This window comes from Streptomyces sp. NPDC003691 (genome assembly GCF_053981115.1).
Window position 1 is genome coordinate 86,267 of the sequence record NZ_JBSFNQ010000020.1, and the last position, 14,947, is coordinate 101,213.

Annotated in this window: 15 protein-coding genes and 2 pseudogenes; 13 read left to right on the forward strand and 4 right to left on the reverse strand. The window is 67.3% G+C overall.

Annotated features, from left to right (window positions below; translation table 11 throughout):
• Positions 1-74 precede the first annotated feature (74 nt).
• Complete coding sequence (locus ACWDR0_RS12940; protein WP_456351705.1) at positions 75-1,118, forward strand: AraC-like ligand-binding domain-containing protein; 1,044 nt, start codon at positions 75-77, stop codon at positions 1,116-1,118.
• A gap of 63 nt (positions 1,119-1,181) precedes the next feature.
• Here ACWDR0_RS12940 and ACWDR0_RS12945 read toward each other — a convergent pair whose 3' ends face one another.
• The gene (locus tag ACWDR0_RS12945; RefSeq protein WP_456351706.1) at positions 1,182-1,901 is read right to left on the reverse strand and encodes a hypothetical protein; all 720 of its coding nucleotides are present in this window, start codon (positions 1,899-1,901) and stop codon (positions 1,182-1,184) included.
• Positions 1,902-1,929: 28 nt separating this feature from the next.
• Between ACWDR0_RS12945 and ACWDR0_RS12950 the strand changes: the two are divergent.
• Together ACWDR0_RS12950 and ACWDR0_RS12955 are read left to right on the forward strand one after the other, a co-directional pair.
• A pseudogene (locus ACWDR0_RS12950) lies at positions 1,930-1,998 on the forward strand (hypothetical protein); the annotation flags it as partial.
• A 64-nt stretch (positions 1,999-2,062) separates the two neighbouring features.
• Positions 2,063-2,347, forward strand: a complete 285-nt coding sequence (locus ACWDR0_RS12955) for a hypothetical protein (RefSeq protein WP_456351707.1) — start codon at positions 2,063-2,065, stop codon at positions 2,345-2,347.
• Between the two features lie 49 nt (positions 2,348-2,396).
• Here ACWDR0_RS12955 and ACWDR0_RS12960 read toward each other — a convergent pair whose 3' ends face one another.
• Both ACWDR0_RS12960 and ACWDR0_RS12965 read right to left on the reverse strand, forming a co-directional pair.
• Positions 2,397-2,831 (reverse strand): hypothetical protein, encoded by a 435-nt coding sequence (locus ACWDR0_RS12960; protein WP_456351708.1) that lies wholly within the window; start codon positions 2,829-2,831, stop codon positions 2,397-2,399.
• Between the two features lie 228 nt (positions 2,832-3,059).
• On the reverse strand, positions 3,060-3,221 hold the full coding sequence (locus ACWDR0_RS12965; RefSeq protein ID WP_456351709.1) for a hypothetical protein: 162 nt from the start codon (positions 3,219-3,221) through the stop codon (positions 3,060-3,062).
• 87 nt (positions 3,222-3,308) lie between these two features.
• On the opposite strand from ACWDR0_RS12965, the gene ACWDR0_RS12970 reads away from it, so the two are divergent.
• The 10 genes and pseudogenes from ACWDR0_RS12970 to ACWDR0_RS13015 all read left to right on the forward strand — a co-directional run.
• Positions 3,309-4,145, forward strand: coding sequence for an HNH endonuclease (locus ACWDR0_RS12970; protein ID WP_456351710.1), 837 nt, complete (start codon positions 3,309-3,311; stop codon positions 4,143-4,145).
• Between the two features lie 122 nt (positions 4,146-4,267).
• On the forward strand, positions 4,268-5,137 hold the full coding sequence (locus ACWDR0_RS12975; RefSeq protein ID WP_456351711.1) for a nuclease-related domain-containing protein: 870 nt from the start codon (positions 4,268-4,270) through the stop codon (positions 5,135-5,137).
• A gap of 247 nt (positions 5,138-5,384) precedes the next feature.
• A complete protein-coding gene (locus ACWDR0_RS12980; RefSeq protein WP_456351712.1) occupies positions 5,385-8,552 on the forward strand; it encodes an AAA domain-containing protein in 3,168 nt (1,055 codons plus the stop codon).
• 147 nt (positions 8,553-8,699) lie between these two features.
• Entirely contained in the window at positions 8,700-9,122 is a 423-nt protein-coding gene (locus tag ACWDR0_RS12985) for a WXG100 family type VII secretion target (protein ID WP_456351713.1), read from the forward strand.
• A gap of 57 nt (positions 9,123-9,179) precedes the next feature.
• Positions 9,180-9,494: a WXG100 family type VII secretion target gene (locus ACWDR0_RS12990; RefSeq protein WP_456351714.1), complete on the forward strand. Its 315-nt coding sequence runs from the start codon at positions 9,180-9,182 to the stop codon at positions 9,492-9,494.
• Positions 9,422-11,218: an RNase A-like domain-containing protein gene (locus tag ACWDR0_RS12995; protein WP_456351715.1), complete on the forward strand. Its 1,797-nt coding sequence runs from the start codon at positions 9,422-9,424 to the stop codon at positions 11,216-11,218. The genes ACWDR0_RS12990 and ACWDR0_RS12995 overlap by 73 nt, the downstream gene beginning before the upstream one ends.
• Before the next feature lie 102 nt (positions 11,219-11,320).
• Positions 11,321-11,881 carry a hypothetical protein gene (locus tag ACWDR0_RS13000; RefSeq protein ID WP_456351716.1) on the forward strand — a complete coding sequence of 187 codons (561 nt, stop codon included), beginning with the start codon at positions 11,321-11,323 and terminating at the stop codon, positions 11,879-11,881.
• 49 nt (positions 11,882-11,930) lie between these two features.
• Entirely contained in the window at positions 11,931-12,230 is a 300-nt protein-coding gene (locus ACWDR0_RS13005) for an RNase A-like domain-containing protein (RefSeq protein WP_456351717.1), read from the forward strand.
• A 13-nt stretch (positions 12,231-12,243) separates the two neighbouring features.
• The gene (locus ACWDR0_RS13010; protein WP_456351718.1) at positions 12,244-12,900 is read left to right on the forward strand and encodes a contact-dependent growth inhibition system immunity protein; all 657 of its coding nucleotides are present in this window, start codon (positions 12,244-12,246) and stop codon (positions 12,898-12,900) included.
• 638 nt (positions 12,901-13,538) lie between these two features.
• Positions 13,539-14,006: pseudogene (locus ACWDR0_RS13015) on the forward strand (transposase); the annotation flags it as partial.
• Positions 14,007-14,077: 71 nt separating this feature from the next.
• Here the strand turns inward: ACWDR0_RS13015 and ACWDR0_RS13020 are convergent.
• A partial coding sequence (locus ACWDR0_RS13020) for a hypothetical protein (protein ID WP_456351719.1) occupies positions 14,078-14,947 on the reverse strand: 870 nt, incomplete at its 5' end.

The following is a 14,947-nucleotide window of genomic DNA, read 5'->3' on the forward strand; positions in this document are numbered from 1 at the left end:
GCTCTACGACCGGCTCCGCCGGCCGCGCCCACCGGCCGGCGGCGGTTTCGCGGACGCGCAGAGAGGCAGTGCTGTTGATCCCACTGACCTGCACGGACACGGTCCCCGTGCACAAGCGTTTCGACTGGTTCACCGAGGTGCTGGGCCGCCTGGTCGCGCCGACCCGGCTGAGCTGCGACCACCCCGCCGCGTTCCGGGCCCGGGTGGGCACGCTCGATCTCGGCGCCACCGCGTTCTCCTTCTTCGAGCACACCCCGCTGCGCGCGTACCGCACCCCCTCCCTGATCCGGCTGGCGGACCCAGAGCACTACCAGCTCGCCCTGATCACCTCCGGTTCGGTCGCCCTGACCCAGCGCGGCCGGACCGTGTCCCTCGCCGCGGGGGACTGGGCGCTCTTCGACACCTCGCACGAGTACGAGGCGGAGACCACCGACGCCACCGGCTTACGCCAGTTCCTGCTCCGGCTGCCGCGGCACGCCGTCCCGCTGCCGCCCGACCGGCTGGACGACCTCGTCGCCACCCGCCTCGACTGCGGCGGCGGCATCGGCGAAGTCCTCCGCGGCCATCTCTTCTCCGTCGCCCACCACGGCGCCCGTCTCCGGGCCGGCGACACCGAACGGCTCTCCACCGTCACCCGGGACCTGGCCGTCGCCTTCCTCGCCCACTACCTGGAACGGCAGCGCACCCTCCCCGACGACGCCCACCGCACCTCCCTGCTGACCCGCATCGACTACTTCATCGACGTCAACCTCGCCGACCCGCGCCTCACCCCGGCGGCCATCGCCGACCACCACCGGGTATCGGTCCGCACCCTCCACTCCCTCTTCGAAGGCCGCCGCACCACGGTGGCCGCCACCATCCGCCGCCGCCGCCTCGAACGCTGCCGCCGTGACCTGAGCGACCCCGAGCTGGCCACCCGCCGCATCGCGGACATCGCGGCCCACTGGGGCTTCACCAACCCGTCGGTCTTCAGCCGCACCTTCCGCGCCACCTACGGCGCCACCCCCGGCTCCTACCGCCGCACCGAACTCCCCCTCCACTCCCACTCCGCTCCACCACCCCGCGACCACCGCCGCCGGCACGGGCACCCCGGCCGCATCACGGACGGCTCCCGCTGATCCGCCGACGACCGCGGGCATGGCGGGGGACCGCAGAGCCGAAGGGATGCGGGGAGCTCGCGGTCAGCAGCCTTGGTTGAAGAATCTCGTGGGCTGCCGGAGTACATCTGCGGCACCGTCGAGATCCGCGAGCCGAGCGGCGAGCGTTGCCTCGGCGAGCCGGGGTGGCAGTGCCGTACTGAACTTGAGGCCGGTCAGCGCCAGTGGGTCCACTGCCGGGAGGCAGAGCTGCACGGCGGCATCCGCCTTGGCCCCTGCCCACTCCTGAGGAGTGACATCCTCGCGCAGCCGCAGGTGGGCGCCGGTCGGGCGTTGCAACGGATCGGCGACCGACCCGAGGCTGGCGGCAAGAGTGGCATTGGCGCGATGACCGGCCCAGGTCCACCAGCGCACATTGGTCTCTCGTCCGCCACGGGTAACCACCGCCCCGTCGGCGTGCACCGACACATGATTCTCTTCGCGAGCCTTTGCCAGTGCGCCCTGGGCCCGGCGAGTCAGTGCGACCGGGGGAGCGGCTCCCAGCAGCACCTCCCGCACCGCACGAGCGAGCTCGTAAGAGGTGGCGCGAACCGGACCGAGCCCGCCCCACCCGTCCTTCCAGAGCTGATCGCCCACCCTGTGTTCCTGAAGGCAGAGCGCCAGGATCTGCTGGGCGGCGATATGCCGGGGCTCCGGCGGAGCCGTCACCGGTTCCACCCAGCCGCGGCCCCATTGCAGCAGCAGCAGCAGCAGGGCGGCGGCGGCCAGCAAGCCGTCTTCGTCGAGGGCGAGGAACGGAGACATCCTCGATCCGAACTCCGGTGTCGTCTCCCTGCCCCCGACGGCCGGGCTCCAGACGGCGACTCACCTGATGCGATCGCGCAATTTCTCCCAGCTACCCGTTATCGAAGGGCAGTCCTATGTCCCGGGGGGGGTGATCACCTGGAAGTCCATTGCGCGTATGTATGAACAGAACCTTCCCGTCAGCTTTGGCCTTCTTCCAGTACGAAGTGCTGATCGACGGCCAACAGCAGCAGCAGTATCCGGCGCTCTGTGCCCAGGCCGACCTGAACTGGGCCGCGCTGAAGTGGGGTGGATTGGACCGCGGACAGTTCCTTTACGACCTCGCCCAGGTCCGCAAGATCCGGAACAAGATCGCGCACTTCGACCCGCAGCCCCTGCCCGAGGAACGGCTGCAGCAGTTGATCGCATTCCGTCAGTTGCTGCGCGAGTACGTACCGGACCTGTGATCCCGTGACGGGGGTGGGCCCGCGGCGCCGGCCGCGAGCCCACCCCCGTTCACAGTTCGAACTGCTGCCGCAAGAGGCCGGTGTCGAGTCGCAGCGTCCGCCCGTCCGCCAAGGTTTCCAGCACCTGGACTCCGTCGTAGTTCAGCAACTGGCGCAGTACGGCTGCGAACCCCTCCGGACGCCGGGACGGCGGCAGATTCACCCGCTGCGCGAGTGCCGTCACTGGCAGCGTCCCGCCGGATCCGAGCAGGGCGTGAAGAGCCTGCTTGATGCGTGCCATATCCGGCCGACGGGCCAGCATGTCGACCTGCAGGACAGACGTCTCCGAGGCCAGCAGCGCTCCGACCAGCGCCTCGTCGGGTGCGACCAGCGCGACGGACAGCAGACTGTCCTGGCTCGGCGAGGAAGGAACCACCACCTCGTCGAAGAGGGCGTCGTGGCCCCTGGCCAGCTCCGCCGCCGCCTTGGAACGCTTCGCCGACACCTTCGCCACGGTACGCGTGAGCGGTGCTGACTCCGGCTCCCGAGTCTGCGGGACGGCGCCCGCTGCTTCGGCGTTCCACCAGGCCGGTCGCTGACTTCCCAACTTCCGGCAGCCCTTGGGCGGGGTGGCTCCGAGCGGCAGAAAAGCCATGACCGGAATGACGAACTCGGCGAGTGAGGCACCACCGTGGTATCCGGCCCGCCGACTGCCGTAGCGGGTGTCCGTGTCTCACAGGGCCACGATCTCACCGCCCGGATCCGGGGCGACCACCCGTGGCCCGGACAGCCTGACCTCGGCGTCGGCGAGCGGCTCCGCCGGACTTCCGGCCGCGCGGTGCCGAGCCGACTGCGCCTGTTCCACGGGCACCGGCTGCGCGTACCGGTCGATCACAAGGCCGTCCTCCACGAGGATCGGCCGCCCGCTGTTCCGGCACCGCGTCCCGCGGAGCCCGGCCTTACGCACGACACTCTGCTCAAGATGATCAGGTCGTTCAAGACCGACCCGGCACATCAGTCAATGGCCTTGCTCTGGTCCATCGGACGGCTCGTAGAGGAGAAGGCACGACTTGCTCCCTGGTCCGAGCTCGAGCAGGAGGTCGGCTCCCTTTTGGAGGACTTCGGCGGCGACGGCGGCAACGCTACGACAGAGCGTTCGCTCCGGCACCTCCGGGCCGGTGGGCTGTGGGAGGTGCTGGGAGTCACTGGGCCCGACCTGGAGCTCTCCGCAGCCAATCTGCGCAGGGCCTGGGCACGGGCCGGCTTGAAGGAGGACGCGGCCAATGTGTCCAAGAGCTCCCGAAGCCGCGCGCAGGCGGTCGACATCGTGCTCTCCACCCACTTCTCCGGCACGGATACGGACCGGACGGCACTGCTCGAGATGACCGGCCTTGGCGGCGTCCTGAGCGCAGGTGGCCGGACGGAGGACCCCTCCGGCCCGGCTCCCGTGGGCCGCCGCCCCCGGAGCGGTTCCCAGCCCGACCGCGACCGGCAGTCGGCGGCCCTGGTCAAGGACGTCTACGGAAGTATCTGCCAGGTGTGCGGCGTGCCACTGGAAACACGGGACGGCCGCTACAGCGAGGCCGCTCATATCCAGGGCCTGGGAAGTCCGCACTTCGGCCCGGACATCCTGGAGAATCTCCTCTGTCTCTGCCCCAACCGCCACAAGCAGTTCGACACCTTCAGCATCTACATCGACGAGAACTGGTCGGTGTGCATGACGAACAGCGGCGAAGCGAAATGGGAGCTCACTCGCCGACACCCGATCGACACCGAGTACGTCGTCTACCACCGGGACTTGTGTCTGCGCGGCTGGTGATCAGCGGGCGGAACGACCGCGCTCCTGGCAAGTGTCACCGCATGGCCGGAAGCGCTCTTGCGGGTGGCCGCAGGGGTTGTTGCCATGTCCTCCGGGGGGACAGCGGCTGAGGGGGCGGCTCGGTGGGGGATCTGACGGTCAAGGAGTGGAAGAGGTACGGGCACCATCGGCTGTACGTGAACGATGCGGATGGCGGCTTGGTGGCCTGGCTCGATCTCAAGAGCGGGCATCTGGAGATCGCATGCCCGGAGCTCCGGCACCAGGTGATGGAGCTCTTGGCGCACTGCGTGCCCGGTCCAGCGGAACCGGCGGTCCCCGCCGGCCGGGCCCCCGCGGACCCGCTCCGGTCGCCGCCTCCCTTACTGCCTCCCCTCACCGGCGCGGACGACCTGGCACTGCACCGGCCCGGTGCGCTGGTGAAGGACAAACTGACTTCCGAGGGGCCCGGGCCGTTGCGGCGACTGCTCGACGCCGCCCTGAGGCGCCCCTCCGAATGGGACAGCTGGCGCCAAGGGCTCGAGGGAGAGCGGAGGGTCGGTAAGGAACTACGTCGATTCGCCGGGCACGGCTGGCAGGTGCTGCACTCGGTCCCGCTCTCTTCCGGCCACGACATTGATCATTTGCTGATCGGGCCCGGCGGGGTATTCACCCTCAACACCAAGAACTTTCGAGGACGGAGAATCTGGGTGGGTGACGAGATGGTGAAAGTGGATCACGGCAAGGGCCGCCCGTACCCGATGAAGGCCCGACGGGAGTCCGAACGAGCCTCGAAGGCGCTGTCCGTCCACTGCGGCTTCCCGGTCCCCGTATCCCCGCTCCTCGTTTTCGTACGGCCGGCGGAGCTCAAGGTCGATGCGACGCGCCAGACGGTGCATGTCTACAACGAACGCACCCTTGCCGCGCTCGCGCCCATCGGCAGAGTCATGGATGTTCGGCGGATAGAGCAGATCTATGCCGTGGCCCGGCACCGGCAGACATGGCTGGACGCCTGAGCCCGTCGGCTTGCTGCAGTCGCGGGCGGTTCAGCTTGGCCGGATAGGCCGTGGTCAGGGCCTGGCTGCCCTGATAACACGGAGTGAAGTCCGGGCAGCGAGGTTGCGACGGGGGAACGTGGGCTGGCAGGAAGAAGTTGTATCAGCGCTGGACGCCTGGGTGGCTCACGAGGGCGTACCCGCGCGCGAGCCGCGGTGGCGCCCTCTGGGGCGAGCTGTGCGAGGCCGGAAACCCGGAGAGTACGTCGTGGACGTACGAGGCTCCGAGATCGGTACGGACCAGCTTCAAGGCGACAATCTGAGACTGGCCGGGCCAGAGGAAAGCGGTGTCGACGCCGGGCACTCCGTTCTCGACGTGTTCAAGGACGGCACAGCCCTACGGGTGCGCGTGCCGGAGTTCGCGGATCCACCTGATCCACACCTGTGGATGAAGCCTCAGCCCATGGGATTCCTCGTCAAGGCATTGCGGGAGGGCATGGCCGCGCTCACCGACGCCCCACTGGCCCACCTCATGGCCCGAGGTGAGGCGGGCGCCGGTCGGCTGGCACCGATGGGGCCGCCGTCGAATGTGCTCCTGCCGGCTCAGGAGCTCGCGTACCGTGCCTGCACCGGCGAGGGATTGTGGCTTGTCTGGGGCCCGCCCGGCACCGGCAAGACCACGGTCCTCAAACGCGCCATCGGCGACCTGATGGCGCACGGGAAGCGTGTCCTCCTGGTCTCGGCCACCAACATCGCCGTGGACAACGCCCTGTGGGGGGTGGTGAAAGAGAGACGCCACGCAGACGGTGAGATCGTTCGGGTGGGGCCACCCCATTTGCGGGAGGTTGCGGAGGACGCGAGCGTCTGTCTCGCACTGATGGTGCGTGAACGGCTGGCCGAAGCGGATGAACGGCGCCGTGCGGTCGCCGCCCAGTTGGTCGAAGCCGGGGAACGAGCCCGTCGGCTGGAGGGACTGGACCGCGGCCTGACCCACTTCGACGCGGTGACATACGCGGCGGACCGCACCCGCCTCGACGATCCCGCGCGCAGCCCCGATGCCCTGAAGCAGGCTCGCGACCGGGCACATCGGGATGTTCGGGTTGCGGTGGAGGCGGTTACGCGCCTGGAAGAGGCGCATCAGGCAGCGGTCGAAGCCGTAAAAGCGACGGAGCCAGCTCAAGCGGACTGGCAGTCCCACGACGAGCATCATGCGCATATCGCCCAACTGCGGACGGTGGTCGTCGATTTGGAGGCGAAGGCACTCCTCGCCGACGGCGAGCGCACGGCGGTACAGGAACATCTTGACGACCTGGAGAGTTTGAAGGGCTTCGCGAGGCGCCGGACCAAGCGGGACCGCGAGGCGGCACACATCGAACTCGCCACGGCACGCACCCGTGCCGAGGCCGCCGAGCGGAAGGCAGAGCAAGCCCGGTCCGTTCTTGCTCGTCAGGCCGAAGCCGTAGCTGCGCGTCTCGCCGACATCGGTGGCCGGATCGCCTTCAGCAGGCAGGAGATCACTCGTCGACAGACTGACCTGCGCGTGACGCAGGAAGACCTGAAGCAGGCTCAACGGGTCCGCAAAGCGGCAGCCGCTCGGTCCGCCCCCTTCGACACGGAAATCAAGCTCTCGCAAGCGGCGGTGGATCGCGTCGCGGAGGCCGACCGTCTCGGACATCCCGGCCGCCATGCACTGGCCGCCGCCCTCAGGCCCCGAGTCGTTGCGGACGCGGAGCAGAAGCCGGCCCTGGAACGCCGCCACCGCGAGCTCCAGGAGGAGTACGACAAGCTCGCCCGCGATGCCCAGGGCGAGATCGTGCGGGGTGCGAAGGTGGTCGCCACGACCCTCGCACGCTTCCGTACCACCAAAGCGGTGTTCGAGGGCGAGTACGACGTCGTCCTGGTCGACGAGGCCGGGGCCGCTACTCTGCCCGAAGCACTCCTCGCCGTTGGCAAGGCCAAGAGCACGGCCGTTCTTCTCGGCGACTTCATGCAGCTCGGTCCCGTTCTGCCCGACCTCGACAGCAGCAAACGGCCCGATGTGGCTCGCTGGATCCTCAGCGAGGTCTACGAACACTTCGGCATCGAGTCCGCCGCAGCTGCCGTCAACCATCCCGGCTGCGTCGTCCTCGACGTTCAGCACCGGTTCGGCCGTGACGTCATGAGTCTTGCCAATGCCCTCGCTTATGACGGTGTGCTGAAACCGGGCCCCGGGGTCGAGCAGCGTGCTGCTCGACGAGCGCCCGACGACGCAGAGATCGTGATCATCGATACCGACGGACTCCAGAGTCTCGCTCAGGCCCACCGCACCGGCCGTCGCAAGGGATGGTGGCCGGCCGGCGCTCTGCTCGCCCGGGCGCTGATCGACCTGCACCGTGAGGACGGCGAAGAAGCCGGTGTGGTCACGCCGTACCCGGTGCAGGCGGAAGCGACCCTGGAAGCCCTGCGGGACCACGAGGGGACGGACGGCAGGCTTGCCGAGGTCGGGACGGCGCACCGGTTCCAGGGCCGTGAGTTCCCGGTGGTCGTCTTCGACACAGTGGAGGACGACTACGGTGACGGGCTCTGGATGTCCCAGGCGACTCGGGCCCCCGGGGCGACGGCCTGGGCACGCAACGGAGTACGGCTCTTCAACGTCGCCGTCACACGGGTGCAGACCAGGTTGTACGTCGTCGGGAGCCGGAGCCGTATCCTCGCCGCAGGCGAACAGACTGCCATGGGCAAGCTCGCCGCGCTCATCCACGACCGGCGCGTCCGCTCGGTACCTGCCACCCGGCTCATTGCCCCCGGCGGGCAGCCCGATATCCCACTGGGCCCCTTCGGCACCCGGCTCGCCGACGTTCTCTCGCGCCATGTCGAGGTCTCCGACATCGACGACGAGATCTCCTTCTACGAGACGTTCACCGACCGGCTCGCGGAAGCCCGTACGTCCTTGTGGATCTGGTCTCCCTGGACGGCCAAACGCCTGCTCCGCCTGCTCCCGGTACTGGCCGACGCCGTACATCGTGGAGTGCGTGTGACGATCTTCGTCCGTGACCCTTACGACACCGGTCAGAAGAAACAGGCTCACCTGGTCAAGCAGCTGCGGGCGGTGGTCCCGACCGTGGTCGCCGTCAATGTCATGCACCAGAAGATCGTCGTCATCGACGAGCACACGGTACTGCTGGGCAGCCTCAACACCCTCTCGCAGAGCCGCTCCCGAGAAGTCATGCTGACCATCAAAGGCGGCCACTTCGCCCGCAAGATCCTCGCTCATGAGCATGCGGAGGACTTTGCGAAACCGCCGCGATGCGGTGCGTGCAAAGGCGATGATGTGGACCTGCGAAGGCGAGCCAACGGTTCCTGGTACTGGAGGTGTTTCAACAGAGTGTGCCCGGCGAGACAGGGCTCGCGCGCATGGGAGACGGCCGTTCGCATGAACTCCGGGCGCCGCCGCTGAGAGCGGATCCGTGTCGAACGTTTGGACATACATTTATTCGGGCGGCCACCTCATGCGTGATGCGGTCGAGATCGCGATCTGCTCGGCCGGTAGAGGGACCAGCGCGTATACGCGATATGCCGAGGTCAACGAGCGGAGGCACAGATCATGGACGAAGGCGGTGCGGGCGCGAGCCGGGGAAGCGGCGCCCATCTGCGGGCGTCGAGCAGAGATCTCACCAAATTGGCCGATGACCTCGACGACATGCAGGATCACCTGGACAAGCAGATCAGGCGGATGGACGCGATCGTCGACCGCATCGAGGCGGGTTGGCGAGGGCCGGCGGCAACGGCGTACCGCAGGTTCCACCGGGCGGCGGCCGAGGACGCCGTGCGCATCCGCGAAGTGATCCGGCACCTCGAGCAGGCCGTACGTCTGAGCCGGGACGGCTTCACGGATCAGGAACTGGACACGATGGCCGAACTGCGAAGCATTCCCGTTGATATCGAAAGCGAGGTCGGCAAACTGTCCACACCGAACCCGGAGGCCACCGGCCCCGTCCCTCCGCGCAGCAGCCTCGACTCCTTCTGAGACTCTCTCCGAGAACCTCTGCCGTCACTGCGGCGAAACCCACGAAACGGGGTAATCATGCCGACCGGAAGTGCGGACGACAGCCGGATCACCGTCTCCTTCGCCGACCTCTTCGAGCTCGCCGCCGAGCTGGAGGACATCGTCGCAAAGCTCAACAGCAGTCTGGACGACCTCCACGACCGCGTCGTGCCGGTCGTGCTTGCCTGGGAGGGGGAGGCCCGCGAGGTCTTCGTCGAAAAGCTCGACGAGTGGGACCGTTCGGCGCAGGATCTCCAGGCGGTCCAGAAATGGCTGCACGAGTGCGCGACCACAAGCAATATCAATTACGCGGCAGCGCATCAGACCGTGCTGCGTGGCTGGGGGGCCGGCTGATGGGAACACCACCACCGGGCGGGAACGGCACCATCGACGTCAAACCGGCTGACCTCCACCGCGTGTCCGGTGGTGTGGCGAATCAGCAGACGGTGATGGACAGGGGTGCCAAAACCTTCCTCGAAGATCTGCACAAGTACCCGGACGCAGGTGGTTACGGAAACTCGCCCCAGGCCTTCGCAACGTCGTACGTCACGGTAGGAAACCGCTTCCTCGAGGTTTGGGCCAAGAGCGTCGCAAGCATCGGGGGAGCGGCAGTCGGCTTCACCTCGACGGCGAATACCTATGCGCAGGCAGAGGCGGCCAATGATCCAACAGGGAAGACCAAAGCGGTTGTCCAACCACTGCCGAAGGTCATCGAGCGCCCGCCCGCCTACGGCCCGGTTCCGAATCTGAAGTGGGGTGACGACGACGGCGGCGACGACTTCATCCGCAGGATCCTCGAGTGGGTGCCCGAGCTGGTCCGAGACATACTGAGGCCCGTGGTGAAGCATGCCTTCCGGATGGGTAAGGTCGCCGAGGTCTACCCGTTTCCTCAGCAGCACTATGTGAACTCACTGTCCAAGGCATGGATGGCGACGACTACCTCGCTCTCCCTGGCGGAGAGCGGTTTGACGGGGAACGTCAGCAGTATCACCCAGCAGGCCGACAGCGAGTGGTACAACGCGATGCGCCACTTCTGCAGTTCGCTGTGGGGCACGACGGCATGGGGCAAGAACCGCCAGAACTACGAGTGGAAACACGACAGCTCCTCGTCGCCGACCGCCACCCACCCGGTAATGACCGTACTGTTCGACACGGCCAGGAAGGTCAGTGATCTCCTCCACGAATTTGCCGAGGCGGCCGTCTATCTCAACAGCGAGGTATGGGACGTCTACATGGAGGCCGTGCGGGATGCGATTCCCCGAGTCGAAGTCAACCTCAAGGACGGCGTCGGCATGGACGACGTCAAGGGTTTCCTTAAAGGGGTGGTCAAAGGGGCAGGCCAGTTGGGTCAGGGAATCGTCCTGAACATGAACACCGCGAAGCTGAACATGATCGTCACCACGTACAATCGGCGCGTCGACGCACTCGTCCCGCAGCTCGACGCACTGGTGGGTCCGTTGGACGAGGCACACAGAAGCGCTCCGAAATTCGAGGCCCAGGAAGCCCGGGCGCAAGGCTTCGGGATGCGGGCCCTGGAGGAGTTCAAGGGCTCGCAGGTGTGGCTGAAGATCGACTCGGCCGGTAAGTACGACCTCAATCTTGCCGCCAACGAGTACATGGAGAACGGCCACACGCTGGACAAGCACGTCGGAAAGACGGACGAGCAGCTTGTGCAGCGACTGCGTGATCAACAGGTGAACGGGCCGACTCAGGCATGGCCGCACGGAAAGCCCTATCCGAGAGGTTCTTCCGCCTTCCCGAATCTCCAGAGGGCGGAGGTGCTGACCGAGTACAACCTCAACCGGAACAAGGAAGCCATCGAAGCATGGATCAAGGGTCCGCCGCCGCCGGGGGAGGGAGTCGTCAAGAGCTTTCATGCCACCGCGCCGAACGGTGAGACCAGCGGCCGCAGCGTGAGCAAGCAGCCGGTCGATCCGAACGACCCGCTCTCCGGGTACAAACAGGGAGGCATGGACGCCCATGTTTACGACGTCACCGGTATCGAAACCCGTATCCGGTACGACAGCGGCCGTACCCCGCCGTTCACTGTGATGACTTCGATGCCGGCCAGAGCTTAGTTCGTGTCGCCGTGAGGCTGCTCTCCGTCCGGAGGGTGTCGCGGGCACGGGAGGATCCCGGCGACACGGTCCTGAACCCCCACCGAGAAAGGCCAGCACCACATGTTCGTCGACCAGGCCTCCTGGGAAGCCGCGGTACAGCACCTCTACAGAGATGCGGTCGCGTACATTGCCACCGGTCCGCGCCGGCACGAGGACTGGGTGCTCGACGCCCTGGCCTTGATGGCCCGGGCCGTTCCGGACCCCCGGGGCTGGGTCCGCGTCGACGACGCGGAGAAGGACTCCGAACGCACCGGGGCCCCGGAGTACCCGTTTGCCGTCCACTCTCCGGAGTACGTCACCGCCCGCCTCGAAGAGATCGACCGCGACAGCGCCGAGAACCTGCTCCTGGCCCTGACCGAGGCCGGCTGCACCCTCGCCAACCTCCGGTACTTCGACGAGTCCGAGGACGAGCTGAGGGCGATGGCGCGCACGATCCTGGCCCGTTACGGGAACGAGGCCACCTATCGCACCAACGTGCGCAAGACCGGTAGCGCGCCCGGCACGCTCGACTTCTCTCAGGAGAGCCTCGGGTACGCCCCGCTGAGCGTCCTTATGGAGGACTGCGGCCTGGTCGTCGTTTCGGGCACCGAAGTCGGTCTGTTCTGGAGCTTTTCCGACTAGTAATCAGTCGCAGCAAAGCCCCTGACCGGGCCCCTGAGAGGATGTCCCTGTGCTGACCCGTTCCGCTTCCTACCCCGACCGTGAGACCGCTTACTGGGCCGTCCAGCAGGTAGTGACAGCCAATGAGCAGGCCATCCACCGCTGGCTCGCCCGCGGTACCCGGGTACGACTCACCATCGAGGGAGCCTGGCCCTCCCGCGAGCAGCCGGTGGGCCGGGTCCAGTTGGAAGCCGACCTGCTGGCGGGGCGGGGGCCCGTCGACGTTCGTTCGGCACGTGTGGTGTTGCGTCGTGAGCCGTCGAGTCCCCACGGCTTCGTCGTCCACATGACCGTCCCGTTCTACTTGTAGAGGCCGCCCGCAGATGTCCATGAAGCCTCTCGAACACGATCGCAGGTACGGCGAGCTGGACCAGGTGATGCGCGCGTACCTGGGGCAGCCGGCCGACGACACCCCGGAGCGGCGCAGCCGCGCGTTGGACGCGTATCTGCGTCACGCCTGGCACACCCGCCCCTGGGCCATCGCGGCGGCGGAGCGTCAGCTGCGCGAGTACAGCCGTAATCCACCGGGCCGCATCCGACATCAGTTGGGTGAGTTCTACGCGATCCCTGACACCGGGATGCCCCAGGCCGATATCCGTGACTGGCTGATCGTGCTGGCCGACCACCTGCGGAGGAGCATCGAAGAAGGAGACGTCCCGCAACCGTCGTCTCCTCAAACGCACTGGGAGTGGCACGCGCGCTTCCCGGAGACCGCGCAACTGCTCGGGGGCTGGTTCTCGCAGGACGTCGTGGACGAGTTTCCCGACCATGAAGCCGCTGTTGCCGACTATGCCGTGACCACCGACCCACACCTGGTCGCACGTTTGGTGGGCGAACTCCACGAACTGCTCGCCCTCCCCCTGGACGAGGCGGATTACGCCCTGGCGGCCGCCGAACTCGGCATGGAGGTCGGCCCGCCCGAGCCGTTCTCCCACGGCGCATGGTTCCAGTCGGTGGCGGCGACTCTGGCCAGCGTCTGATGCCGGGCCCGTGACCGAGGTCTTACCTCTGCGTCCTGGTGACTGCGATCGGCCGGTCCGGACCTGGCAGGGGCGATCACGAGGGTCCGGAGCCTGGGAGGGCACAGCAAAAGACCCTGATCGACATTTCTGTCGATCAGGGTCTTCAGGCACTTCCTGCGAAGTGCCCCCGGCAGGATTCGAACCTGCGCACACGGCTCCGGAGGCCGTTGGGTGATTCCGCGTTTTGCCTGCTCAGCGGCCTACCTGATGATGTGTCAGGCTCGCGATCCCGCGTATATCCCGCGATGAGGAAATGACTACTTTATTCTGTTTATCCGCTTCCTATCCATTCGGTCGCTGTGCTGCGGGGCGACGTCTGCCGTGATTTCGGCTCCTGGCATGGGAGGGGTGCAAGGCCGCGCTTGATCGGGCAGGCGGACTCTCGTGGAGTGCAGGGCCGGGGGAGTGCGCCGTTGGTGTCCCTGGGCGCCTCCCGCACCAAGGTCCTGCTCGGGCAGGCGGCGGGGAGTGAGTGAGTGAGCCTGCTGGGCCTCGCCGATGGCCGTGGCGTTGGTACGAGGCACCGTCGGATGGGTCGACGGGTGTCGCGCGCCGGGGCGAGTTGAGCCTGGTGCGGTACGACAGAGGCGGGTGCGATATCGGTGGCCCTGTGCCACTGGCGTAGGCCTCGGGCGGGCACGATCTCGGCAAGATCCTGCTGGATGTGGCGCTCGCGGTCGCTCTCGGTGGCGATTGCCCGGCCGGCATCGGCATGTTGCGGACCGAGTTGGCCATGTTCGGGTTGGTGGACCCGGACCCGACAGTCTCCCGGCTGCGCGACGGTCGCCGCTGGCGGCCAACGCGCCCCTGAACGCGATCCGCAGCGCTCGCTCCCAGGTGCGCCAGCATGTATGGCAGGTGGGCAGGCAGATGGCGTCTGACGCGAGCGGCTCTGTGACCGTGGACCTGGACGGCGTCTTGGTGATCGTGCACTCCAACAAGGAAGACACGGCCGCGACCTGGAAGACCTTGGCCACCACCCGCTGACGGGCTTCGTCGACCACGGCACGGGCGAGTCCGGTGAGCTGCTGTCCGGTCTGCTGAGGCCCGAGGAGGCGGGCAGCACACCGCCACCGGTTACAGAGCCGCTACCCAACCGGCCCTGGCCGTAGGGTGCCCGGTGACCGTCCATGCCTCAGCCCTCAAGGGCATCACCCTGGTAGAGGATTCCCGGCAGGTAGCCCCTGGCAGGGGACAGATCCCGCCAGTTGAGGTCCCCCTCCTCCACGGACATCTCTCGCCAGTCGTCCTCTTCGTTCACGCTGCGGAACACCTCATGCAGCGAGTCGGGGAGTACCTCGTTCTCCCGACGGCTCGGGCGGCGTCGGTCCTGAGGAACCGTCCAGTCTGCCGCGAAAAGAGTGCCGTCAATGTAGAGCGTGGGCTCCTGACGAGGCCGGTGGCGGGCGAGCAGGCCCAGGATTTCCTCGCGAAGGCCAGCGATTTCGTTGCGTCGAGCCGCTCGTTCCACACGATGCAGCACCGGTGCCAGAACCCCGACCGTCACGCCGAGCGCCGCGAAGCCAGCCACGACGTAGTCGCCCAGAATGAGTGGTTCCTGATGGGCGAAGGCGTCGAGGAACGGCGTGTAGTAGGCCAGCACATGCCGGTCCGGGTCGACGGGAAGGTCTACGGCGCGGGGGTCGGCTGCGTCCGGGTCGATCGCCGTCAGACGCATGGAGCCGTGGGGGGAGGAGAAGTGCACCGCGCTCGCGTATGCGATCTTCGGCACTGCGCCCTTGATGGTCTTGACTGTCCTCTTCTGTTCCTCCATGGCTTCGCGCAGCCCCTTCTCCAGCGGGCCTGAGCGGCCTTTGGCTTCCGCGACGACATATCCGCCGGCGGTCCGCTCTCCGAAGAAGTCCGCCCGGCTCCGGCCGGGGGCGAAGGTGAGATTGTAGGCGGAGGCGTAGGGGGTGTCTTCAAACGATCTTGGATGGTGGATCATGGTGCGGTGATACGTCGCCATGAACTGTCCGATGCGGAGTGGGCCTTCGTGCAGCCG